The sequence below is a fragment of the Kurthia sp. FSL E2-0154 genome (assembly GCF_038003625.1).
GTDB lineage: Bacteria > Bacillota > Bacilli > Bacillales_A > Planococcaceae > Kurthia > Kurthia gibsonii.
Genome location: NZ_JBBOPO010000001.1, coordinates 1,419,163 through 1,443,446, shown reverse-complemented (window position 1 = coordinate 1,443,446; position 24,284 = coordinate 1,419,163). Strand labels below are relative to the sequence as shown.

The following is a 24,284-nucleotide window of genomic DNA, read 5'->3' as shown; positions in this document are numbered from 1 at the left end:
CCAAGCCTCGTTTTTTCATACATATTATTATTCACCGAAGTAGTATTCTAATACGCCGTTTGCAATACCTTCTGCAATCGTTGCACGGTATTTATCTGTGTTCATACGTGTTAATTCAGTTTTATTAGAGATAAAACCAAGTTCTACTAATGTAGCAAATACTGTATTTTCACGTAATACCATAACATTTTGGAATTTTGGACCGCGGTCTTTAATACCATAATATTCTTCTTTAAGAGCTTCCATTACATTTTTATGAATTGTACTTGCGAATTCTTTTGAATCGGCTTTGTAATAAAGTGTTTCGATTCCTTCAGCAGCAGGTGTTGCTGAATTATAGTGTAAGCTAATAAATGCATTTGCACCATATTTTGCTGCTGCTTTTGCACGTAAACCTAAATCAGTCACTTTGTCAGAAGAAAGCGCACCTGTGCCTGTACGTGTCATAAACACTGTACCGCCAAGTGATTCGATTTTAGCTTGTACTGCTTTTGCTGATTTTAATGTTAATTCAGCTTCTGTTACGCGTTTACCGTTTAAGTCTGTACCAACAGCACCTGAATCGTTACCACCATGTCCAGCATCAATTACGAATTTTAGGCCTCTTAATGGTTGACTACTTGGATTACCCACTTGATCGATTTTATCTGTTAAAATACTTAAGTCTGTATTGGCAGATACCCAGCCGCGTTTATTGTTGCTGTATTCAATTTCAACCCAGTTATTATTTGATGTACGTAGTACTTTACCTGTGAAGCCAATTCCAATAGATGCTACTTTTGGAGCAGCAACATTTGGCATTTTACGTACATTTAATGAATTACCCTTCATAACAAGGTATGTCGTTTTTGTAACCTTTACTGAAGTGAAAGCGAAACTTGTTGTTGATTTAAAACCATAAGCTGTATGGGCATTAATCCAACCTGTTTTACCTTTGTACGTAACTTGAATCCAATTATTTTTATTTTCTTTTAGGATTTTTACTTTTGCTTCAAAAGGAACGGTTACACCTAATGATTTGTAGTTTACGCCAGCACCAGAACGAAGTGATAAACCCGTTTGTTCTGTTACATAGAAGTATGTAGTTTTTGCAGGTGTAGAAGATGTAGATGTTTCAGATGATTTAATCGCAGTTAAATATTTAGAAGATACATAACCTGTCTTCGAACCATATTTAATTTTGAACCATGTACCGCTTGTTGCTTGCTTTGTTACGACTGCATTCTTTTTCAACGTGAATACGGTTTTATAATTTGTTGAAGGACCAGAACGGGCATTCAAGCTTGAAGCATTCACCTTGTATTTTGTTGATGTTGCAGAACTTACTGTTACTTTTTTCACTGCCGTTAAGTACTTAGAAGAAACATAGCCAGTCTTTGAACCTGATTTGATTTTAAACCAAGAACCCTTTGTTGCTTGTTTCGTTACGACGGTGTTTTTCTTCAACGTGAAAACGACTTTGTAATTCGTTGAAGGGCCCGAACGAACATTTAAACTGGACGTGTTAACCTTGTACTGTGTCGTTGTTGCGGCAGAACTTGTTGCTGGTAACGCGGTTAAAATTGTTGCAATTAGTAGCAACAGAGCGATACCTAATTTTTTGCTTTTTTGAATAAAGTTGACCATAATTCTCCTCCTTTCTTACATTGTATATGCTTTAGGTACTAAAAAGCTATAATAACTTTAAAAAAATGTATTTTTAATAATATTTTTTATGTATATATTCAAAATTAGGTAAATAGCTTCACTTTATTGCTCTTTTTATTTAGGAAATTGGAGATTCGTCAGATAAGTCAGTTTATATTTACGTAAATAGATGTTGACAGAAGGTAGGGAAAACTCTATCATATTAGTTAATCTGAAATGAATTATATATCACCTATGACCGAGCAAGTAGTCAACTCTATAGACTGTTTTAGAGAGAAAAAGACGTGGCTGAAATCTTTTTCAATAGTACGAGTAGATGAATAACACTCGAGAGGTTTCTTTTCGAAATGAGCAATCATAGTAGGGGAGAACGGAGTCGGCCGTTATCCGAATTTGAGAGGATTTATATGAGTTTGTATAAATCAACTAGGGTGGAACCGCGGAAGCTTATACAGCTCTCGTCCCTTGCGTAATGCAAGAGGCGAGAGCTTTTTATATTGCGCACAATCATTCAGGCAAAATGAAGTGAAAGGAGTTAATCGTATGAGTTTTAAAGTACCAAGAGGAACACAAGATATACTTCCAGGTGAAGTGGAAAAATGGCAAAAAGTAGAAGGTGTTATGCGCCATCTAACAAATGTCTATCGTTATCCAGAAATTCGTACACCGATGTTTGAATCAACAGAATTATTCCAACGTGGTGTGGGTGATTCAACAGATATCGTGCAAAAAGAAATGTACACATTCGAAGATCGTGGTGGTCGTTCAATGACATTACGTCCTGAAGGAACTGCATCGATTTCACGTGCATATGTGGAACACAAGATGTTTGGTAATCCTGACCAACCTGTTAAAGTATCTTATTTAGGACCAATGTTCCGTTATGAACGTTCACAAAAGGGTCGTTATCGTCAGTTCGTTCAATTTGGTGTAGAGGCGATTGGCTCAAAAGACCCGGCAATTGATGCGGAAGTTATCGAATTAGCGATGCGTGTCTATCAAGAATCGGGATTAAAGCATTTAAAATTAGTCATTAATTCACTTGGAGATCAAGAAGTACGTCAAGCGCATCGCCAAGCATTAATTGATCACTTTGCACCACATATTGGAGAATTCTGTTCAGATTGTCAAAAACGTTTAGAGCAAAATCCACTACGCATTTTAGACTGTAAAGTAGATGCAGGGAATCCACTAACTGCTTCAGCTCCTAAACTAACAGATTATTTAAATGAAGAATCTGCCACATATTTTGAACAAGTGAAAATGTACTTAGATGCACTTGGTATTGACTATGTTGTTGATCCAAATTTAGTGCGCGGATTAGATTATTATAATCACACAACATTTGAAATTATGAGTACAGCAGAAGGCTTCGGTGCGATTACAACACTTTGTGGTGGTGGTCGTTACAACGGTTTAGTTGAGGAAATTGGTGGACCTGAATCACCAGGTATCGGTTTTGCGATGAGTATTGAACGTTTATTACTTGCTTTAGAAGCCGAGAACGTAACGCTTGATATAGAAGACGCACTTGATTTATATATTGTAACAATGGACGATGCAGCGAAACTAAAAGCAGTTGAATTTGCAAGTTCATTCCGCGCGCGTGGTATTTCAGCAGATATCGACTATGCAGGTCGTAAGATGAAAGCACAAATGAAAGCAGCGAATCGTCTTGAAGCAAAATATGTGATGGTTTTAGGAAGTTCTGAATTAGAAGAACAAGCTGTCAACATTAAAAACATGGAAACAGGTGACCAAGAAAAAGTACCATTTCATGATGTTGTCAATTACTTATTAACACATAAACAATAATTGGGGGATAAAATAATGGCTACAAGAACACATGAATGTGGCGTACTACGTGCAGAAAACGTAGGCGAACGCGTTGTATTAAAAGGTTGGGTACAATACCGTCGTGACTTCGGTGGATTAATCTTCATCGACTTACGTGACCGTACAGGTTTAACACAGGTTGTATTCACACCAGAAAACTCACAAGAAGCACTAGATCTTGCTGATTCATTCCGTAGTGAATATGTTATCGAAGTAGAAGGTGAAGTGCGCGCACGTACACCAGAAATGGTGAACCCGAACTTAGACACTGGTGCGATTGAAGTATATGTTGACCGTGTAACATTAATCAACAAAGCAAAAACACCACCATTCCAAATCGAAGATCGTATTCAAGTAAATGAAGATTTACGTTTAAAATACCGTTACTTAGATTTACGTCGTCCAGTGATGTATAACACATTCAAACTACGTTCAGACGTAACAAAAGTGGTACGTAACTTCTTACAAGACGAAGGTTTCCTAGAAGTTGAAACACCAATCTTAACAAAATCAACACCAGAAGGCGCGCGTGACTATCTTGTACCTTCACGTGTACATGATGGTGAATTCTATGCTTTACCACAATCACCACAATTATTTAAACAATTATTAATGGTGTCAGGTTTCGAGCGTTACTTCCAAATCGCACGCTGCTTCCGTGATGAAGACTTACGTGCAGACCGTCAACCAGAATTCACGCAAATCGATATGGAGATGAGCTTCTTAGATCAAGAGCAAATCTTAGAAATCAATGAGCGTTTAATTCAAAAAGTAATGAAAGAAGTAAAAGGCATCGACATCCCACGTCCATTCCAACGTATGAAATACGATGAAGCAATGGCACGTTACGGTTCAGATAAGCCAGATGTTCGTTTCGGTTTAGAATTAATCGAGTTATCAGATGTTGTAGATGGTTGCGGTTTTAAAGTATTCGCACAAACTGTAGCAGATGGTAAACAAGTAAAAGGTTTAAACATCAAAGGTGCAAACGACAAATACTCTCGTAAAGATTTAGATGAATTAACAAAATTCGTTGGTCGTTACGGTGCAAAAGGTCTTGCATGGATTAAAGTAACAGAAACAGGTGTTGAAGGATTAACAGGTCCAATAGGTAAGTTCTTCCAAGATGATTACGGCGTAAAATTAATGGAACGTATGGGTGCAGAACCTGGCGATACATTAGTATTCGTAGCAGATAAGCCAGCAATCGTAGCTGATGCTCTAGGCGCACTTCGTAAAAAATTAGGTAAAGATTTAGAGTTAATCGATGAGTCTAAATTTGCATTCCTATGGATTACAGATTGGCCATTACTTGAGTATGATGAAGAAGCAGGCCGCTACACAGCAGCACATCACCCATTCACTCGTCCATTCGATGAAGATTTAGAATTAATGGATACAGATCCAAGTAAAGTTCGCGCACAAGCATACGATATCGTATTAAATGGTTACGAGCTTGGCGGGGGTTCATTACGTATTTACGAAAAAGAATTACAAGAAAAAATGTTCAAATTACTTGGCTTCACAGAAGAACAAGCACAAGAACAATTCGGTTTCTTAATGGATGCCTTTGAATTCGGCGTACCGCCACATGGTGGTGTAGCATTCGGTCTTGACCGTTTCATCATGCTACTTGCAGGTCGCGATAACTTACGTGACACAATTGCATTCCCTAAAACTGCATCAGCAAGCTGCTTATTAACAGATGCACCTTCTGATGTATCGACTGCACAATTAGATGAATTACACATTCGTGTTAAAACATTAGCAGACGAAGATTAATTAATATATATAAAGAACTTTGGTATGAATTCATGCCAAAGTTCTTTTTTAAAATGTTAGACTGTTAACCACTTACTAAAGTATATACAATATTGTTTTGAAGACATAAAACAGAGAAATAAATAACTACAGTTGAAGTATGAATTTATTTTGAGTTTTTAAAAGGAATTATTTCCCTTTAGTACTTATAGTGATATAATAAAGGAATAAAATGGAACAGATTGAAGATGCTTATGATTTGAAATATACAGATTGCTTATGTTATATTATCTGTAATACAAATCCTGATGTGTTCGTCACACATACATCAGTTTTAACCGAACACTAATGATAAGGGAGTTTTATATTCTTTAGGAAAAGGTATGTCTTTTCGGAGAACATGATTTTTCTAGAGTGCGAACACCCACCTGCGGAGAGCGGGTTCAAACGATGCATTAATGGACGGCACAATCGGGATTTGTATCTAATGTTGACACATTTCAAAACTCTGATTCCATATTGAATCAGAGTTTTTTTATTTATATTGAATAAATGGGAGGATGTGACTTACGTGGCATACGAAGAATTACTATGTCCTTGTCAGAGTGGCAAGAAAGCGAGTATGTGTTGTTTCGTTAAAAAAAATAATACACTTGAAAAACATTGGACAGCGATTAAAGGCCGAGTTGTTCAAACTTTTCTATCTGAACATCCAACTGCAGAAGAACTGATGGCGCTTCAACAGTGGGTTGGTATAGAGCGTCTTCAATGTTTTAAAGAGCAAATGGTTTCTGCCACACTCCAACATTTATTGACGGATCTTTATTTCTTTACTGAGAATCGTTTGGAGTGGGGGTATCATCTAATCGAGCAGATGAAAGCGATTGTCCAACCAAAAACACATGTCATTTTATCTAGTTGGCAAACACCTTATTATTTTGTTGGTCGAATGAAGTCTTTCTATGAAGACTATGTGATTGCCGAACATATTTGGACAGGTGAATGTATCTATTTAGCCGATGTTGATTTGGAAGATCAAGTAGAAGGTAATTTGATTTTAGGGCATATCGTACCAGGTGTAAATGAGCGTTTTTATGGACTACTAAGTAGTGCTATTATTTTAGAAGCTTCTCAAGAGATTTTGTTAGATAGTTGGTTCCATCGCTTCGAACAATCAAAACATGAAGAATTAGAAGCTTTTTTTAAAGAAAGTTTATTGGATTGTCTATTAGACTTGATTACAGAAAACCCAGTATTGCAACCAGATGAAAAAGAAATGAATGTTGAAGCACTTCAGCTTATTGTTAATTTAGACATGTTATTTCTTGATTTAGATGTAAAGAGTGATCGTTTGACATGTCTATTTTTCAACTATCTCATGGAAGAAAAGCGTATTGAACATGTGCGAAAAAAACAGGCATTAATTGCAGCAGTTCTTGATTTTGGTATGCGTTACGACTTTATTCCACGTGTCATCACGCAAAAAAGACTCGGTACGATTTTTGATGTATCACCAAGTACAATTGCACGTTATAGTAAGAAAATTTCGATGTATTTTGAACAAGATTTTGATGTTTTTATGTTTGATAAAATTCGACAAGCTATTTATTTTGTTGGTACAGACGCAACAATGGATGAATTTAAACAATGGCAAATGGATAAACATTTAGAAAAAATGATTTTTACAAATGATTTAGATGAAAAACGTATGGAAAAAAAGCTTGAACATATTCCATATAAACCAATTAAAAAACATGAAAAAGCACAAAAATATGCATATGAAGCTTTTTTAGAAGATGGCGAACGTAAGAGATATGAACTAGCACGTTTAGCATTAAATTGTGATCCAACTAATCATGATGCTCAAATTATTTTATCGGAATACGAGACAGCTGATGAACGTTTAGCTATTTTGCAAGACTATCCCATTACATTGTTGAACCGCAATCGAATTTATTTACTCAAAACTACATTATTATATCAACAAGGACGTTTTGAAGAAGCATTAGCCATTTTGTCAGACATTCCATTCAATGAGTTAAGACAGCATACGATGTTGTATTATTTTTATGCGTGCTTACACTTTTTAATTGATCAACCAAAAATTTTAGAAGATTTATTACAAACAGTCATTGAAGACACGGCTTTGTTTAGATGGTTAACATGGGTTTTCATGCTAGCGTACCAATTAGATGAGGGAGATTACGCAATGCAAGCAATTCAAGCAAATCCATTTGTTCAAAAGTATATTGAGATGCAGATGGAACCCTACTCCTTCCCAACACATCAATTTTGTGCAAAAGGTGATCCGAATGAAGCGAAGATGATTCACTTCATTATTCACCCGCTTTTACAAAAAATTCAAAAATAATTTTTAACTAGACAGGTTATCAAAAAAAGCTATTTTAGCAACGATAATCTGTTTTTTTGTTTCATACCAATTATAAAAGGGGAAAGAAGAATTATATAAATGAGTTTTCAAGCTTGTGAAAACACTTTATAAGTGGTATAGACAACTCTACCCAAAAGAAAGTTTTAACAAAGGAGCGGGATAAACATGTTAGCTTTTTATAAAAAATTGGTAAGTCTTTAATGTTTCTGAATGCGACATTACCAGCTGTTGTAATACTAGTACGATTCGACTCGGATGATATGTTAGGAGATATCGACATTGCATGGGTACAGTATGTAGCTGTTATTATGTTAGCTGCAGGTAATGCGACGGGATTAGCTGTTGACGGTGCAGGCGCCGCGACTTTAGCAGGTAGTGTGCTCACCATAGATGCAGCTCTTAAATATATGAAGCAATTAACAAATTGTACAATGGAAGAACTTGTAGCGATGTCTTCAGCGAATGCAGTACAACAATTGAATGAAACGAATAAAGGAGAAATTCGTGTAGGTGCGGATGCAGATTTTGTCTTGCTAGACAAAGACTTGATTGTACAAAAGACTATTAAAAAAAGTAAAGTTGTCTTTGAAGCGCACAAAATGTAAAGGATGATGTATTTTGGTAAATAAAAGTTCACATATTCCAATCTATATCCAAATTGAAGAAGAGCTAAAAAGACGTATCGATTGGGGGGGATATATAGTAGGAGAGCCAATTCCTTCAGAAAGAGAATTATCTGTGATTTTTGGTGTAAGTCGTATGACAGTACGACAAGCTATTACAAACCTCGTATTAAATGGCTTATTCTATCGTGAAAAAGGGCGAGGCACTTTTGTATCAAAGCCGAAATTAGAACAGCCTTTAAATGCTTTGACTAGTTTTACAGAAGATATGCGTGCAAGAGGTTTAGTGCCAAGTAATAAATTAATTAAGTTTGAAAAACAACCACCACCATTTGATATAGCAAGAGGCTTACTATTAGAAGAAGGTGAAGAAGTGTATTTCATCGTGCGAATTCGTAATGCGGATGAGCAGCCAATGGCGATTGAACGCACCTATATCCCAGTTAGAGCTTTACCTAATTTAACAGAAGAATCATTTAATGGTTCACTCTATCGCTTAGTAGAAGATACATATGGTTTGAAAATTGGGAACGCTATTCAACAAATGGAAGCTTCTATTGTAGCAAAAGAGGACAGTAAGTATCTTCAAATTGATCCATCTGCAGTTGTACTAATGATTAAGCGTATTAGTTATTTAACGGATGGAAGACCGGTTGAATTAGTGCGTTCTTCTTATCGAGCAGATCGCTATAAATTTATTAGTGAAATTCAGAGATGAAAGAATGAACATCTATTTGCAAAAAGTAGCGAATCTTCTTCAAGGACTAGAAGAACAAGAGCAACAAGCAATCGAATAAGCTGCAAATATAATTTATCAGTCTATTGAACAAGGTGGCATTTTACAATTGTTCGGTTGTGGTCATTCGCAATTAATTGCTCAAGGGGCTTATTACCGAGCAGGTGGTTTAGTACCAGCTAAAGCTGTATACATCGAACCACTCATGTTGCATAAAGGTGCAGCAATATCTTCAGAAAATGAAAAGGACCTTTCGCGCATCGAAGAATATTGGCCGCATTTTGAATTTCAATCCCATGATGTACTTATTGTTATTTCAAAGCGTGGGAAAAATGCTGTACCGATTGAGATAGATTTAGGAGCAAAACGGTTTGCGTTATGGTCCAGTATCAACTCTTGTAGGTATTACCTCGTTAAATGAAGTCATTGTACGCGTTGTGCAATGACTTCATGATGAAGAAGAGGTTTTTTATTTTTATAAGTAATAATGTTGAACAACAAGGAAATACAAATGTATTTTATATGAAGCAATATGAACACCGTATTAACTTTTAATTAAATGGAGGTTTTTAGAATGGAAAAACAATATAAAATTACAAGCTCAGAAGGCTTACATGCGCGTCCATGTACACTATTAGTATCAGCGGTCACACCATTCTCATCTGATGTTCAATTAACATATGATGGTCGTTCAGTAAATTTAAAATCAATTATGGGTGTTATGGCATTAGGAATTCCAGCAGATGGAATTATTACGATTTCAGCAAATGGTAGTGATGAAGAAGCCGCGGTAGAAAAAGCAGGTGCAGTAATTCTAGAAGAAGGTATTGGAGTAGAGGTATAGTATGTTGGAGATTAAAGGAATTGGCGTTTCAAATGGTATTGCTGTTGCTAAAGCCTACTGCCTTGTAGAACCAAACTTAACTTTTGATAAGTACGAAATAAAAGATTTTTCAGAGGAAAAAGCACGATTACAGCGCGCAATCGATCTTGCAAAAATCGAGTTAGAGTTGATTCGTAATCACGCTATTAAAAAGTTTGGAAAAGAAAATGCTGAAATTTTCTCTGCACATCTACTTGTTTTACAAGATCCAGAAATGCGTATGGCAATAGAAAGTAAAATTGATAAAGGTATGAATGCTGAAGCTGCACTAGATGAAGTGGCTTCCACATTTATAGCTACTTTCGAATCAATGGATAATGAATATATGAAAGAGCGTGCTGCCGACATTCGTGATGTCTCACAACGTATTCTCGCTAAGCTACTTGAAGTTGATTTACCAGATTTAACCACCATTGCAGAGGACGTCATTATTATTGCGAATGATTTAACACCGTCTATGACAGCACAATTGAACAAACAATTTGTAAAAGGTTTTATAACAGATAATGGTGGACGTACATCGCACTCCGCTATTTTGGCACGTACGCTTGAAATACCTGCGATTGTTGGTACAAAAATTGCGACTACATCTGTTGAACATAATGAAATGGTTGTATTAGATGGTTCAACAGGTATTGCAATCATCAACCCGACACAAGAAGTTGTAAATGAATATGAGCAAAAGAAAGAAGCCTTTGAAGCAGAACAAGCGGCGCTTCGTGCTTATATTGATCAACCGAGTGTAGATCGAGATGGTCATCATGTCGAAATTGCAGGGAATATTGGTCGACCAGATGATGCGGAAGTTGTGAAAGCAAATGGTGGAGATGGTGTAGGTCTATTTAGAACCGAATTTCTATACATGGACCGTAATGATTTTCCGTCCGAGGAAGAGCAGTATATAGCATATAAAACAGTTCTTGAGAAAATGGAAGGGCGTAAGACAGTAGTTCGTACACTTGATATAGGTGGGGATAAGGAACTGAGTTACTTAACGCTTCCAGAGGAAATGAATCCATTCTTAGGATACCGCGCAATTCGTCTATGCTTAGAAGAACGCTCATTATTCCGTGTGCAATTACGTGCATTATTACGCGCAAGTATTCATGGGGATTTAAAGATTATGTTTCCAATGATTGCGACGCTCGATGAATTCCGTACAGCTAAAAACTTTTTAATGGAAGTAAAAGCTGAATTAATTGAGGAAGGGTTCGAAGTATCAGATGATATTGAAGTGGGTATGATGGTAGAAATTCCTTCTGCTGCAGTCATTGCAGATTTATTTGCAAAAGAGGCTGACTTCTTATCGATTGGTACGAACGATTTAATTCAATATACATTAGCTGCTGATCGTATGAACGAAAAAGTATCGTATTTATATCAACCTTACCATCCAGCAATCTTGCGTTTAGTTAAAAATGTAATAGATGCTGCACATGCAAATGGTAAATGGGTTGGCATGTGTGGTGAAATGGCAGGAGACGAGATTGCCATCCCAATCTTACTTGGTTTTGGTTTAGATGAATTCTCGATGAGTGCTTCATCTATCTTACATGCACGTGCTCAAATTTCAAAATTATCAAAAGCTGAAATGAAAAAACATATTGATCATATTTTAACGTTAACGACATCAGCTAGCATCGAAAATTATGTAATTGAAAATTTATTATAAATTAAATAAAAGCTATCTTGAAAATAGGGTAATTGTATCGCTATTTTCGGATGGCTTTTTTTAAAACATCGAGGGGGGTTTTTATAGAAATTTACACTTTACAGTCCATGATTACTATTCAGTAGAAGAAGCAATTTAGCGTTATGTTTTTTCGCATGCCTCTAGTATTGATAAAGTAAGAGATGTTGTATCAATAGAACAGAAATTTATGTTGTCATTTACTAAACCACAAATTAAACAACAACGAAAACGAGAAACGATGCTACGTATTGTAGATGTATATGTTTTTTTACACAACTGACATTACCAAAAAAATATTTCTTTTTATATACAAGTTCTGGGTACATTTGCACTTTGGAATGAAGGTGTTTTTCCTATCCATAAAGGATCTGTTGAGAAATAATAATAAAACCTACTACACGCTTATGGACGATTTCAATCCAACATTTGGCTTCTTTAGTTGCTGGTTATGACACAATTGAACAACTTCTTTATCGCCAATGTGTACAAGTAGATGGTGAGATTATTTCAGAAATAAATCAACTCTTTCCGAAAAGTAATTGCCTTTTCAATGAGTATTTTAAATAAGGAGAAAATTGGACTATACCACTTAAATTCAAAGCTTTGATAGTATGATTTTATCTAAATGTACCAATGCAATTAATAGTTAAAATGTGAAAAAAGTTGTGGTATATAGCAATAAATGCTATGTTCAAATCAAGAAAACGTGTACATTTCAAAGGGGATTTGCACAGTGAAAACGATTATGTTGGTATGCGTGGTAGGGATGAGTACAAATTTACTCGTAACGAAGTGTAAAAAGCAACACAGAGACAAAATATGGAGGCAGATATTTTTGCCATTGCAGAAAATGAAGGAGAAAAAACAATGGAGAACAAATCAATTGATGTCCTGTTACTTGGACCACAAGTACGTTACTTAAAATCATCTTTCGATAAAAAGTTAGCAGGTACAGGTATTCCGCTAGATGTTATTAGCATGTCTGACTACGGTATGATGAACGGTGAAAATGTATTAAATCAAGCACTTCATCTAATGAAGAAAATTTGTGAAAATTAAATCGTCACATGTTAGAGTTGACAGTTAAATTTCCACTTTTTACAAGAGAGAAATCCTGTTGTTTTTCATTTAGTTAAAAGTTATTTTGCTAGGCATGCTGGAGTAATGGAAATGGGATTAGAAAAAGTGTCTATTCTATTTTCAAAAGGTTTTAGGGTGATGAAGTTTCGATTATAATAGAGAGTGACGCGTGTATCGCTTTATATGCAGATACACTTCGAAAACTAGGCATTGTACATATTGCAAGAACGAGGACAACTACATATGGTTTAGGTGTCAATCAACAAACGACTTGTACAAGCGGTTGGGGTTATTTGTTTGACGATGAGGGTAGTTGGTTATGACATAGGAGTCCGAGCGTTAAAAGCGATTGTCAAATTATATGACGGATGAGGACCTGAAACGATATTGACAACAAAAGTTTTAAAACATTGTGGTGTTGTAAATGTGCCCGAATTAGTGCATTGTGTTTATTCACAAGAGCATCCACGCACATATACTGTTTCTTAAGTCGATATGTAGAAGAAGCTGCACTTCAAAAAGGTCCAATAGTTAGAGAAATTATTGAGACATCTTGTGCTCAATTTATTGAGGCAGTCCAAGGGTGTCAAAAACAAACAGAATGGCAAAAAGGAATGTTTATTCCCGTTGTACTAATGGGTGGCATTTTTACAAATTTTGAATTATATGAGGAGTTATTGTCAATTGTTATTGCGAAAAAACAATTACCCTATATTTTTATTGCACCAAAAGTCTCGCCCGTTGGAGGTGCGGTCATTGGTGCTTTGCAAAGAATTGAACATACACTCGCTTATACATTCCTTCAACAGTTTTCGCAAGAGTTAAAAACACATTAAAAGGAGTAAACTATGTCAATCAAATTAGAAGTAATTTCGAATTTAGATGAATTATACACAAGAGGTATGGAGCTTTTTAAAGAAGCAAAAGAAAATGGCGCAAAAACATTTGGTTTGGCAACTGGAGGAACGATGATCCCTTTATATGAGAAAATTTGTGCGAGTGATTTAGACTTTTCTACATATGAAAGCTTTAATTTAGATGAGTATGTAGGTTTACCTGCAACACATCCTGAGAGTTATGTATCGTTTATGAAAAAGCATTTATTTAATCAAAAGCCATTTGCAAAATCTATGTTACCAAATGGTGAAGCTAAAGATGCAAAAGCAGAAGCTAAAGCGTATGAACAAAAATTGCAAGCAACAACACTTGATTTTCAACTATTGGGAATCGGAGTGAATGGGCATATTGGTTTTAATGAACCGGGGACGCCATTCAATGCGCCTACACATGTTGTAACATTGACAGAGTCGACACGTGAAGCAAATGCACGCTTTTTCCATTCGGTTGATGAAGTACCAACAGAAGCGATTACGATGGGGATTTCATCTATTCTTCGTGCGAAACAAATTGTACTGATTGCAGTAGGTGAAAAAAAACGCGCTGCACTTGAAGCATTTATTCACGGTGAAAAAACAATCGATGTTCCAGTTACAGCATTACAAGATCATGCAAATGTGATTGTCTTAACTGATTTAACGATTTAAAAAGAATCCAAACAATTCGTTATACGTTCGAGTTGTTTGGATTTTTACTTGCAATTACGTGCGTTACATTGTATATTTTTTTCAGAGTAATTAAGTAGGAATACTTACAAAAAACATATCGGAGTGGGTTATTTTGTTACATCAATTTTCTCGTAATGAGTTAGCAGTGGGTACAGAAGGTATTGAGTTATTAAAAAATAAGACAGTCGCTATTCTAGGTGTAGGTGGCGTAGGTTCATTCGCAGCAGAAGCCATCGCACGTTCTGGAATTGGTCGTATTATTTTAGTGGATAAAGATGATGTGGATATTACAAATATTAACCGTCAGTTAGTCGCATATATGTCAACAATCGGACGCTCAAAATCAGCAGTCATGAAAGAACGTATCGCAGATATCAACCCAGATTGTGAAGTACATGATTTACACATGTTTTATACAGAAGAAACATATGAAGAATTTTTCAGCTACAAGCCAGATTATGTTATTGATGCATCAGATACAGTAATGTATAAGATTCATATTATGAAAGAGTGCTTAAAGCGCGATATTCCAATCATCTCAAGCATGGGCGCAGCGAATAAGATGGACCCAACACGATTCCAAATCGCTGATATTTCAAAAACGCATACGGATCCACTGGCGAAAGTCATTCGTACAAAACTTCGTAAAGAGGGAATTAAAAAGGGCGTGCCTGTTATTTTCTCAGATGAAAGCCCGATTGTGATTCGTCAAGATGTTGTAGGAGAAGTTGGGAATCCAGATGCAGCTATTCGTAAAGCGAAAATGCCACCATCATCTAATGCATTCGTTCCATCATCTGTAGGTTTGATTGCAGCAAGTTGGGTAGTACGTGACATTTTATCACCGATTCATATTGCAACAGTAAAAAATCAATAAATTATAAAAAGTTTTCGACGAATAATTCAAATCGTCGGAAACTTTTTTGATTTACTGTAAATAAGACGAAATAAATTCTTTTTAAGGAAATAAGTGGTACAATTGAACGATATGAGTCTTTAATATTTGTAAAAAAAATTCATAATTAATTAAAAGAATTGTTTTTGGAAATATGATTACATGAAAAAACAATCTTTTTTGTATAATTAAGAAGTATATATAAAATATGTACATATCTTTTGTTTTTTATTTATAACTGAATGAAGGACTAGAGGAATTTAAAAAGTGGTACGTTTTAAAGAGTAAGAATAATGAGATAATGTGCGTGTGGAGCGAAAGTTAGTCGAATAGATAATTGAATAATACGTTATTTTGTATGACACCACTTATTTGAGCAAAGGTTGGACAAAATAGTTTTACATCACTACATACGAAGCAGAAAAAATGTAAATAAAAATCGAACCCTCTAAGAAGATTCGATTTTTAAGAAGTAGTCTTTTTTAATGCAATCCAAATCGGTTCAAGCGTATGTGTAATCGTAATGGTTGTCAAAGGTTTTCTTTCAATCAGTTGATTAGCCCCTGTACCGCCTAAGAAAAAAGTGATTTTTGGACGCTTGTTGGCGAACTCATCCAATTCATATAAATAGTTTGGCTGATCCAACGGTATATGAGTTGTAGCTGATAATAGTACAACAGTTGGGTGTAATTTATCTACAAAGTCCTCGATTGTACCTGCTGCTGGTGAACGTCCAATTAAAAATACGCGATAACCTTTTAATAGAATTTGTAATAGTAGAATATGCAAAGGCAGTTCGTGGTTTTCGTATGGTAAGCAAGCGCCAATCACAAGTGGTGCATTTTTAGAAACAGGGATTTGTTGTTTCACTTCAACAAGATGATTTTGAATAATTGTAGATACGAATTTTTCTTGATATTCGGACCATTGTTTCGTCATCCAACGCCTTCCGACCTCTTGTAAAAAAGGTCGAATAAGTTGTTGCAAGTAAACGGTCAAACCAAGTGTTTGATGAGCTTGATGTAATGTGATGGAAAAAGCTTCTTCATCACATTCTTCTCCGTAGGCGAGTAATTGGTAAAGAAAAGGTTCGACAAGAGAAGGGGTAGATGGTCTTTTTTCAGTTTGCTCAGTTGCATACTGAACAGACTTTTTTAATGAAATTCCTTGTTGCAATTGACTTTGTAATAAACACAAAAACTCTACTTGTTGCTGTGAATACTGACGATAACCATTCTCTAGTCGTGTCGGATGTAAAAAGTCATAGCGTTGTTCCCATTTACGCAATGTTTCTTTTTTAATCCCAGTAATCGCTTCAACGCTAGATATAGAGTAATTTTGAGAAAAATCATCCATAGAATCAACTCCTCTCACAATGAAGTATGTACTAGTCATTATAGACGCTTTTATCACTTTGTCCAACCTTTTGTTAAATAAGGTTTGACAAAAATGAATTAACGGTATAGATTTAATTATACTTACTAGTATATTTAATGTAGTAGTAATGATATGTAGAAACGTTACAATTACACTTAACTAATCCTTTACAGGGGGAAATATAAATGAAAAAAATTTATGTAGTCGGTGCAGGTCCAGGAGGCCTAACATCAGCCATGTTATTAGCGCATGCAGGATATGATGTAGAAGTATTTGAAAAAGAAAACTTTGTGGGTGGACGTACAAGTTCAATCCAGCTAGGTGAATACACATTTGATCGTGGTCCAACCTTTTTAAATATGATGTACTTAGTACGTGAAATTTTTGAATTAACAGGTCGTACATTAGAAGATTATGTAGAACCAGTCGCATTATCACCTCTTTATGAGTTAGTTTATGCTGACAAGCGTTTTACTGTAAGTTCGGATTACGATCAAATGATTGAAACAATCTCAAAAACCTTCCCAGGTAATGAAGAAGGTTATACACGCTATTTACAAGAGACACATAAAAAATTGGAAGCTCTTGCGCCATTATTACAACGTAAGATGGACAGTGTGACAGATCTTCTAGCCCCAGAAACATTAAAAGCATTACCAGAGTTAGAGTTTGGTAAATCTTTAATGGATAAGCTAGGTAAATACTTTGATGATGAGCAATTACAATTAGCATTCACATTCCAATCGAAATATTTAGGTATGTCACCATGGAATTGCCCTGGTGCATTCTCAATCCTTTCGTATATCGAGCAAGCTTATGGAATTTATCACTTAAAAGGTGGTTTAAACCAGTTAACAAAAGCGATGGCGAAAGTATTGGAAGAACAAGGTGTGAAAATTCATTTAAATACGCCAATTAAAGAAATTGTACAGTATAAAAAGCGCATTGAAGGTATCCGTTTAGAGGATGGACAACTCCTTCATTGTGACGATGTAGTGATCAATGCGGACTTCGGTTATGCTTTAACAAAGCTATTAAATGTACCGAAAAAACGTCAGTGGTCACCACAAAAAATCGAGAAAAAACAATATTCTTGTTCAACATTCATGTTGTATCTAGGAATTGATACACAATATGATTTACAACATCATACAATCCTATTTGCAGAAGATTATCGCAAAAACATGGAAGAAATCTCTGGTACAAAAGTGATTTCAAAAGATATGTCAATCTACGTTCAAAATCCAGTGGTAACAGACGATACGCTAGCACCAGCTGGTAAATCGACATTGTATGTATTAGCACCTGTTCCAAATAACTTCAGTGAGATTGAATGGAATGAAGTGAAGCAACAATACCGTGATTTATTAATTGCAACACTTGAAGAACGTCTTGGTCTAACAGATTTAGCTTCACACATCGAAGAGGAATTAATCTATTCGCCAATCGATTGGGAAGAAAAAATGAATGTGTATAAAGGTGCAACATTTAACCTTGGACACCAATTAAATCAAATGATGACATTCCGACCTCACAATCACTTTGCACCATACGAGAATTGCTGGTTAGTAGGTGGCGGAACGCACCCAGGCAGTGGTCTACCGATCATTATTGAATCCGCACGTATTACAGCGAACTTAATGTTAGAGCGAGATGGACAAAAAACATTCCCAATCAAGCCGCTACCACAAGAATTAGATTATCGTATTACGGAATTGAGTCATGCTAGTTTATAGGCTATATCTAGTTTGGTTTACAATTGGCTGTATCCTCGTTGGATTCAGCCTCATTCCACCATGGTTGGAGTGGGCAAATAGTGTATTCTTAATTCTTGCTGGCTTAATTGCAGTTCGCTATGCAATGCATGCTTTTGGGAATGTAAAAGGTTTACTCATGTCCATCTTTATTTGGATTGTCACGTTCAGTGTGGAAGGATTAAGTGCCTATTTTAATGTCTTTTTTGGTAATTATGATTATACAGATCGTTTTCCACCATTATTATTCGGTGTTCCAATCGGCATAGGGTTTGCATGGATTGTTATGGTTATGGCAGGTCATGCTTTAACGATTCGTCTAAAACATCGTTTTTCTCGCGCTTTCTTTGCAGCTCTCTATGTCGTTCTTTTAGACTTAATTCTTGATCCTGTTGCTTTCGTTGCAAAGCAGTATTGGATTTGGGAGGACAATAGCGCGTATTATGGAATACCAGCGAGTAACTTTATTGGCTGGTTCGTCGTTGCTTTTATTTTACAATTATTGTTACCACGTACGCGTGAAAATGAGCCGAGCATCAACATGATTAAACAAATGCGTGTCGTCTTTTGGACAATCGTTATTTTATTTTTATGGATTGCTATTTTATCCAAACTATACTTAGCATTTTTCGTTGGAGTGATTGGTTTTTTACTACTCCAATTTATAAGGGGTGCTGCAAATGATTCGCAAAAAATCTAATTTATTATTCTTTCAAATTGGTCAGCGCTTCATGATGCGAAGAATGTTTCAAACGATGAAAGTCAATCTGACAACGATTCAAGAACCGTGTATGGTCGTTGTCAATCATAGTAGTTTTTATGATAGCCTCGTTCTTTTTGAATTATTCAAGCGAGGCTATTTGCCTTCAAACATTGTCGCAGGTATGAGTGCAGAGGGCTTGAAAAAGTTTCCTTTGTTTAAGGGGATTGGAACATTTCCTATCTCAAAGCCGATTAAAGTATCTGAAATCAAACAGATGTATGCACTAGCTAAAACGAATACGATTACACTTTTTCCTCAAGGTGTAGAAGAACATCAGGAAAAGCGACCCTTGACGATTCAATCAGGTATGGACAAAATAATAAGTAAATTCCCTCAACATGGCATTTTATATATTTCAATTTACTATTCATATACAGATGGTTTAAAAGGTGAAGTAGCTTGTCGGATGGATTATCAACCGGCAAGTAAGCGAACATCGATTCAGGAAGGTATGACATATTATTTAGATTGTTTAAAAGCACAAGTAATTGCAAAAGAAGAAGAAAGGTTTGTACGCTTATGGTAATAACCATACCTTTTTTAATCGGACTTATTTGGCTGATTTTCAATATTCAATTTTTGAAGAAGTTACGAGTAGCGCAACATAATGATTCAAAAATAAGTGTGTTAGTGCCACTTCGAAACGAAGAAACACATGTACATAAATTAATGATGAGTTTGAAAAATGTAACGTATAAAAATGCAGAATTTATCTTATATGATGATGATTCAACGGATCGTACAGCGCAGTTAATCGAAGAGAGATTACATGAAGATACACGCTTTCGCATGATTCGAGGAAAAGCTTTACCAGAGGGATGGCGTGGTAAACCACGTGCATGCCAAATATTAGCAGATGAAGCAAGTGGTGATGTACTCCTTTGGATTGATGCAGATGTAACACTTCAAAAGAAAACATTAGAAGCAGTGGCAACGATGTTTACACAACCGATTGATGCATTAACGGGTTTTCCGCGTTTTAAAGCGAGCAATGTGTTGGAAAGTCTGTTAACGCCATTGCTTCATTTTTTTGTTTATTTTCATCTACCCATCGCACTTGCAAATCATCAACGTATGGTAGCTGCAACAGCTGCAAGTGGTGCATTTATTGCGATTCGAAAAGAAGTGTATGAAGAAATTGGTGGACATGCTTCTGTAAAAGATGCGGTAGTGGAGGATGTGGCATTATTTCGCATTTTAAAGCATCATGATAAAAAAGCCATGCTCTATAATATTACCGACTTTGTATTTTGCGCGATGTATGCGAATCGCCAAGAAACATGGCAAGGACTCCAAAAAAACTGTTTTAGAGGAATTAATCATTCTTATCTAACAGGCATTTTTTTAGTCGTATTCTATTTTCTTTACTTTGTCAGTCCAGTAGGTTTGGCAATTTACGGACTAGTTATGACGGAATATGTATTCTTCGTGCCACTCGTTTGTATTATACTCATGCGTTTAATTAGTGATCTACTTGCGGAAAAATTGAATATTTATACGTTGCTCATGCCTGTTAGTGCAATTGTTTATTGTGTATTACTCATTACAACAATGATTCGAACAGCTAGACAAAAAAATACTTATTGGAAAGGACGTATATTATGAAGCCGACAGCGATTGTTGTGGGTGGCGGTTTAGGTGGTTTAGCGACTGCGCTCACATTAAGTACGCATTATGATGTGAAAATTTTCGAAAAAAATAGTTGGTTAGGTGGCAAGATGCAATCGATTCAACTGGGGGAGCATACATTTGATTTTGGTCCTAACACGCTTACAATGCCACGTTACTTTTGGGATGTGCTAGCGCCTTTTGTACAGCCAAAAGAGGAGCTACCATTTCAGCGAGTAGAACAACCGACTGCACATCGCTTTAAAGATGCCACCATCACATTTACAACAGACGTAGCGGAAATGCAGCGTCAAATTGCGCTTATTGATTCAGTGAGTGCAGAAAATTATCCAGCTTTTATTTTAGAGATTACACGTCTATTTCATCTAAGTGAAAAAGCTTTTTTAAATAAAACATTCTTTAATATAAAAGATTATACAAAGGCTTCATTAATGAAAAATTTAATGGTAGCTCGTCCATTTCAAACATTAGATGCATTTTTAGGTCACTATTTTCCAAATGAAAAAATTCGACAGTTATTCAATCGCTTTGCGACATATATCGGTTCTTCTCCATATGAAACGCCTGCGACATTTGCGATGATTGCTTATTTTGAATTGGTTGAAGGAACCTATTTTTTAGAGGGTGGACCACCGAATATTGCGGCGACATTTGAACGTGTATTACGCGAACAAGGTGTTAAACTTCATCTAAATGAACCAGTTTTAAAATTCGCGATGGACGGCGATACAATTCGCTTTTGCGAAACAGAAAAAGGACGTTATGAAGCAGATATTTTTGTGAGTGATATGGATTATGATGTCATGCAATCTTTACTAGGTCGAAAAATACCGAAGCGAGAACTTTCAACTTCTGCTTATGTGGAACTCATCGCTTTAAAAGAGCCTGTTGATTTACATCACCATAATGTATTATTCAGTAATGACTATGTAGCAGAATTTAAGACATTACGTGAAGGAAATTATGCGCGTAAGTCGAGTGTCTATGGTTGTTATCCATATGCGTCTGATCCGAGTCGATTACCGACACTTTTTGTTTTGATTAACGCACCCGCAAATCTGTATGCCTCACAAGATGGATTAGCCGAACAAGTGGATGATGCCCTTCAGAAATGGGGGATTAAAGAAGAACAAATTGTTGAACGAAAAGCTTTGCCACCGCATTATATTGCGGACACATTTGCTGTTAGACAAGGAGCAATTTATGGACAAGCTTCGAATACATGGAAGGGAAGTTTCTTTAGACCATCGAACCACGATTTGAAACTAGATAACCTTTACTATGTAGGTGGAACCGTTCATCCAGGTGGTGGTTCACCGATTGTTGTAAAAGGTGGCTATGAAGTAGCGAAGCGTATTATACAGGAGCGACAAGAAGTATGATGTATAAAGTGGGATATCGTAGTAAACGGTGTCCTACTTTTTATTTTTTACAACCACGTTGGAAATAAATGAAACTTTTTACTTATTTATTCTGTATAATAAATAGATAACATGAAAAGGAGTGTGTTCCATGACACTAGAAGTGAGACAGGTAACAAAAAAGTATAAAGATTTTGTTGCTGTCAATGCACTAGATTTTACGATTAATGAAGGAGAAGTCTTCGGATTAATTGGTCAAAATGGTGCAGGTAAAACAACGACTTTCCGTATGATTTTAAATCTTCAAGATACGACAGAAGGAACAATTTTATGGAAAGGAAAATCGGTACATAAGCTAGAGCGTGATTTTTTAGGTTATTTACCTGAAGAACGTGGCATTTACCCACAAATGAAAATAGAAGAACAGCTTTACTTTTTCGGTATGTTAAAAGGGAAATCCAAAAAAGAATTAACGACGGAAATTCAGTACTGGTTAGAACGATTTGAGCTGACAGATAAGCGAAATGATAAAGCAGAGACACTTTCAAAAGGGAATCAACAAAAAGTACAACTGATTGCGAGTTTTATTCATAAACCAGAATTTTTAATTTTGGATGAGCCGTTTAGTGGGCTAGATCCTGTGAATCGTCAGTTATTAATGGATGCGATTTTAGACTTGAAAAAGCAAGGAACGACAATTTTATTTTCAAGTCATCAAATGGATAATGTCGAAGAACTATGCGACCACTTATGTATTTTAAAACGAGGTGTTTCACTCTATACAGGTGGGTTACAAGAGTTAAAGGCACTATACGGAAAAATCAAACTGAGCATTCGTACGGCGAAAACAAAACCAGAGCTTGAAGTATTGGAAGGTGTCGAACGTGTGGAGCAGACGAGAGATGGTTACACGTTATATCTACAAGACGAAAGTTATGGTGAAGCATTATACGAAGCGATTAGTGAAGGTTCTTATATGGACAAATTCAGTATGGACTATTTATCGCTCGATGAAATCTTTAAATTGAAAGTAGGTGCGCCAAATGAATAAACTTGGACTACTTATTAAGCAACTTTATCTTCAAAAGATTAAGTCGAAGTCCTTTATATTATTAACGCTTTTATATTTAGCTATTATTGCAGTAGCAGTGAACTGGTCAAGTATTAAAGGGATTTTTACAGATGACAATAAGTATGTAACAATCGCACTGGTAGATGATACAAAACTCGATTTAGCAAAGCAATTTCCTTCGGATAAAGAAGTGAAGTTCAAAGTTGTCAAAGAATCGAAAAAAGAAGTAGATGCACTTGTCAAAAAGGAAAAATACGATGCAGCAGTCTATTTAACATCAAAAGATCAACAATTAGCTGTTGAACTTGCAACAGCGAAATCACTTGATTTACAAGTTCAATCTAAAATTGATGCACTTGCTGAAAATGCAGGAAAAGTATATAGTGTACAACAATTAAATTTATCAGCTGAACAAGCAGCGAAAATTTTACAGACGAATACAGTTGTAAAACAAGTCGATTTACAAGAGAAAACATCGAATAAAACAGCTGAAGAAAAGTCAGCAGGTATTCTAATTGCATATATTATGGGCTTTTTAATCTATTTATTCGTCACAAGTTATTTATCAATGATTACAACCGATATTGCTTCTGAAAAAGGTTCTCGTGTATTAGAAGTATTAATGGCGAGTGTTAAGCCATCTACACATCTATTCTCTAAATTAATTGGTGTATTTTTAACAGGCTTAACGCAAATTGTGATTTTAGCAGTTGGTGCGTATATTCTCATTCAATTCACAGCGAAGAAATCCGTGACAGATAGTTTACAAGAGATGCTCGGCCAACTACCAGCTACTTACTTTATCTATGTTATTCTCTTCTTCTTACTATCAATTATCTTGTTCTTATTAATTGGTGCGCTTGCAGGTTCACTCGTATCAAAGGTAGAAGAAGCTTCGCAAGTAATGATGCCAGGCGTATTCATTATGTTAATCGGTTTTTACGTGATGCTTTCAGGTATTTCGAATCCAGATTCTTTACTTATTAAGGTATTCTCGTATATTCCATTTACATCAGGTATGCTTATGACATTACGTTTAGGTGCGACGGATATTTCAACTGTATCGGTATGGATTTCACTCGCTATTTTATTCGCTACAGTTGCACTACTCTTCACAATTAGTGTGACATTTTATAAACGAAGTGTCCTCACATATAGCTCTGGTGGGATTATGCAAAAAATTAAAACCGTCTTAAAAGTAACGACATAAGAAAAAT

Annotated in this window: 21 protein-coding genes, 1 other RNA gene, 1 pseudogene and 1 other annotated feature; of the genes and pseudogenes, 21 read left to right on the top strand and 2 right to left on the bottom strand. The window is 35.8% G+C overall.

Features of this window, described 5'->3' with window-relative positions; genetic code table 11:
* Positions 1-27 precede the first annotated feature (27 nt).
* The gene (locus MHB75_RS07120) at positions 28-1,626 is read right to left on the bottom strand and encodes an SH3 domain-containing protein (protein ID WP_340996761.1); all 1,599 of its coding nucleotides are present in this window, start codon (positions 1,624-1,626) and stop codon (positions 28-30) included.
* Positions 1,627-1,872: 246 nt separating this feature from the next.
* Positions 1,873-2,116: a binding site (T-box leader), on the top strand.
* Positions 2,117-2,190: 74 nt separating this feature from the next.
* On the opposite strand from MHB75_RS07120, the gene hisS reads away from it, so the two are divergent.
* The 14 genes and pseudogenes from hisS (at position 2,191) to MHB75_RS07050 (ending at position 15,093) form a co-directional block, all read left to right on the top strand.
* Positions 2,191-3,462 carry a histidine--tRNA ligase gene (gene hisS, locus MHB75_RS07115; RefSeq protein WP_141273652.1) on the top strand — a complete coding sequence of 424 codons (1,272 nt, stop codon included), beginning with the start codon at positions 2,191-2,193 and terminating at the stop codon, positions 3,460-3,462.
* A gap of 15 nt (positions 3,463-3,477) precedes the next feature.
* Positions 3,478-5,265, top strand: a complete 1,788-nt coding sequence (aspS, locus tag MHB75_RS07110) for an aspartate--tRNA ligase (RefSeq protein WP_068452392.1) — start codon at positions 3,478-3,480, stop codon at positions 5,263-5,265.
* 278 nt (positions 5,266-5,543) lie between these two features.
* A non-coding RNA gene (gene ssrS, locus MHB75_RS07105) (6S RNA) lies at positions 5,544-5,726 on the top strand.
* A gap of 89 nt (positions 5,727-5,815) precedes the next feature.
* Entirely contained in the window at positions 5,816-7,615 is a 1,800-nt protein-coding gene (locus MHB75_RS07100) for a hypothetical protein (protein WP_340996759.1), read from the top strand.
* A gap of 221 nt (positions 7,616-7,836) precedes the next feature.
* Positions 7,837-8,241 (top strand): amidohydrolase family protein, encoded by a 405-nt coding sequence (locus MHB75_RS07095; protein ID WP_340996758.1) that lies wholly within the window; start codon positions 7,837-7,839, stop codon positions 8,239-8,241.
* Between the two features lie 13 nt (positions 8,242-8,254).
* Positions 8,255-8,977, top strand: coding sequence for a GntR family transcriptional regulator (locus MHB75_RS07090; protein ID WP_340996756.1), 723 nt, complete (start codon positions 8,255-8,257; stop codon positions 8,975-8,977).
* An 88-nt stretch (positions 8,978-9,065) separates the two neighbouring features.
* Positions 9,066-9,416, top strand: coding sequence for an SIS domain-containing protein (locus MHB75_RS07085; RefSeq protein ID WP_340998594.1), 351 nt, complete (start codon positions 9,066-9,068; stop codon positions 9,414-9,416).
* Between the two features lie 153 nt (positions 9,417-9,569).
* The gene (locus tag MHB75_RS07080; RefSeq protein WP_068452408.1) at positions 9,570-9,839 is read left to right on the top strand and encodes an HPr family phosphocarrier protein; all 270 of its coding nucleotides are present in this window, start codon (positions 9,570-9,572) and stop codon (positions 9,837-9,839) included.
* Between the two features lies 1 nt (position 9,840).
* Positions 9,841-11,550 carry a phosphoenolpyruvate--protein phosphotransferase gene (gene ptsP / locus MHB75_RS07075; RefSeq protein WP_340996753.1) on the top strand — a complete coding sequence of 570 codons (1,710 nt, stop codon included), beginning with the start codon at positions 9,841-9,843 and terminating at the stop codon, positions 11,548-11,550.
* 447 nt (positions 11,551-11,997) lie between these two features.
* The gene (locus tag MHB75_RS07070; protein WP_445666999.1) at positions 11,998-12,138 is read left to right on the top strand and encodes a hypothetical protein; all 141 of its coding nucleotides are present in this window, start codon (positions 11,998-12,000) and stop codon (positions 12,136-12,138) included.
* 166 nt (positions 12,139-12,304) lie between these two features.
* Positions 12,305-12,630 (top strand): annotated as a pseudogene (locus MHB75_RS07065) (PTS sugar transporter subunit IIB).
* A 635-nt stretch (positions 12,631-13,265) separates the two neighbouring features.
* Positions 13,266-13,487: a hypothetical protein gene (locus MHB75_RS07060; protein WP_141273666.1), complete on the top strand. Its 222-nt coding sequence runs from the start codon at positions 13,266-13,268 to the stop codon at positions 13,485-13,487.
* Between the two features lie 12 nt (positions 13,488-13,499).
* Complete coding sequence (locus MHB75_RS07055) at positions 13,500-14,195, top strand: glucosamine-6-phosphate deaminase (RefSeq protein ID WP_218026239.1); 696 nt, start codon at positions 13,500-13,502, stop codon at positions 14,193-14,195.
* A gap of 133 nt (positions 14,196-14,328) precedes the next feature.
* Positions 14,329-15,093 carry a tRNA threonylcarbamoyladenosine dehydratase gene (locus MHB75_RS07050; protein WP_141273668.1) on the top strand — a complete coding sequence of 255 codons (765 nt, stop codon included), beginning with the start codon at positions 14,329-14,331 and terminating at the stop codon, positions 15,091-15,093.
* Between the two features lie 483 nt (positions 15,094-15,576).
* On the opposite strand, the gene MHB75_RS07045 is transcribed toward MHB75_RS07050, so the two are convergent.
* Complete coding sequence (locus tag MHB75_RS07045) at positions 15,577-16,467, bottom strand: MerR family transcriptional regulator (RefSeq protein ID WP_170214728.1); 891 nt, start codon at positions 16,465-16,467, stop codon at positions 15,577-15,579.
* Between the two features lie 206 nt (positions 16,468-16,673).
* Between MHB75_RS07045 and MHB75_RS07040 the strand changes: the two genes are divergently transcribed.
* The 7 genes from MHB75_RS07040 to MHB75_RS07010 all read left to right on the top strand — a co-directional run bounded on the left by MHB75_RS07040 (position 16,674) and on the right by MHB75_RS07010 (position 24,277).
* The gene (locus MHB75_RS07040) at positions 16,674-18,224 is read left to right on the top strand and encodes a phytoene desaturase family protein (protein WP_141273672.1); all 1,551 of its coding nucleotides are present in this window, start codon (positions 16,674-16,676) and stop codon (positions 18,222-18,224) included.
* Positions 18,211-18,942, top strand: coding sequence for a carotenoid biosynthesis protein (locus MHB75_RS07035; RefSeq protein WP_340996747.1), 732 nt, complete (start codon positions 18,211-18,213; stop codon positions 18,940-18,942). The genes MHB75_RS07040 and MHB75_RS07035 overlap by 14 nt, the downstream gene beginning before the upstream one ends.
* Entirely contained in the window at positions 18,923-19,531 is a 609-nt protein-coding gene (locus MHB75_RS07030; protein WP_340996745.1) for a 1-acyl-sn-glycerol-3-phosphate acyltransferase, read from the top strand. The genes MHB75_RS07035 and MHB75_RS07030 overlap by 20 nt, the downstream gene beginning before the upstream one ends.
* Positions 19,525-20,610: a glycosyltransferase gene (locus tag MHB75_RS07025; RefSeq protein ID WP_340996743.1), complete on the top strand. Its 1,086-nt coding sequence runs from the start codon at positions 19,525-19,527 to the stop codon at positions 20,608-20,610. The genes MHB75_RS07030 and MHB75_RS07025 overlap by 7 nt, the downstream gene beginning before the upstream one ends.
* Positions 20,607-22,016, top strand: coding sequence for a phytoene desaturase family protein (locus MHB75_RS07020; protein ID WP_340996742.1), 1,410 nt, complete (start codon positions 20,607-20,609; stop codon positions 22,014-22,016). Before MHB75_RS07025 ends, MHB75_RS07020 begins: the two co-directional genes overlap by 4 nt.
* Positions 22,017-22,146: 130 nt before the next feature.
* Positions 22,147-23,046, top strand: coding sequence for an ABC transporter ATP-binding protein (locus MHB75_RS07015; protein WP_340996740.1), 900 nt, complete (start codon positions 22,147-22,149; stop codon positions 23,044-23,046).
* Entirely contained in the window at positions 23,039-24,277 is a 1,239-nt protein-coding gene (locus MHB75_RS07010; RefSeq protein ID WP_340996738.1) for an ABC transporter permease, read from the top strand. Before MHB75_RS07015 ends, MHB75_RS07010 begins: the two co-directional genes overlap by 8 nt.
* The last annotated feature ends 7 nt before the right edge of the window (positions 24,278-24,284 follow it).

Bases quoted from the DNA above. Each gene is read 5' to 3' on its own strand.
- MHB75_RS07120 (WP_340996761.1), bottom strand. From the start codon at position 1,626: ATGGTCAACTTTATTCAAAAAAGCAAAAAATTAGGTATCGCTCTGTTG.
- hisS (WP_141273652.1), top strand. From the start codon at position 2,191: ATGAGTTTTAAAGTACCAAGAGGAACACAAGATATACTTCCAGGTGAA.
- aspS (WP_068452392.1), top strand. From the start codon at position 3,478: ATGGCTACAAGAACACATGAATGTGGCGTACTACGTGCAGAAAACGTA.
- MHB75_RS07095 (WP_340996758.1), top strand. From the start codon at position 7,837: ATGTTTCTGAATGCGACATTACCAGCTGTTGTAATACTAGTACGATTC.
- MHB75_RS07080 (WP_068452408.1), top strand. From the start codon at position 9,570: ATGGAAAAACAATATAAAATTACAAGCTCAGAAGGCTTACATGCGCGT.
- ptsP (WP_340996753.1), top strand. From the start codon at position 9,841: ATGTTGGAGATTAAAGGAATTGGCGTTTCAAATGGTATTGCTGTTGCT.
- MHB75_RS07060 (WP_141273666.1), top strand. From the start codon at position 13,266: ATGTTTATTCCCGTTGTACTAATGGGTGGCATTTTTACAAATTTTGAA.
- MHB75_RS07055 (WP_218026239.1), top strand. From the start codon at position 13,500: ATGTCAATCAAATTAGAAGTAATTTCGAATTTAGATGAATTATACACA.
- MHB75_RS07045 (WP_170214728.1), bottom strand. From the start codon at position 16,467: ATGGATGATTTTTCTCAAAATTACTCTATATCTAGCGTTGAAGCGATT.
- MHB75_RS07040 (WP_141273672.1), top strand. From the start codon at position 16,674: ATGAAAAAAATTTATGTAGTCGGTGCAGGTCCAGGAGGCCTAACATCA.
- MHB75_RS07035 (WP_340996747.1), top strand. From the start codon at position 18,211: ATGCTAGTTTATAGGCTATATCTAGTTTGGTTTACAATTGGCTGTATC.
- MHB75_RS07030 (WP_340996745.1), top strand. From the start codon at position 18,923: ATGATTCGCAAAAAATCTAATTTATTATTCTTTCAAATTGGTCAGCGC.
- MHB75_RS07025 (WP_340996743.1), top strand. From the start codon at position 19,525: ATGGTAATAACCATACCTTTTTTAATCGGACTTATTTGGCTGATTTTC.
- MHB75_RS07020 (WP_340996742.1), top strand. From the start codon at position 20,607: ATGAAGCCGACAGCGATTGTTGTGGGTGGCGGTTTAGGTGGTTTAGCG.
- MHB75_RS07015 (WP_340996740.1), top strand. From the start codon at position 22,147: ATGACACTAGAAGTGAGACAGGTAACAAAAAAGTATAAAGATTTTGTT.
- MHB75_RS07010 (WP_340996738.1), top strand. From the start codon at position 23,039: ATGAATAAACTTGGACTACTTATTAAGCAACTTTATCTTCAAAAGATT.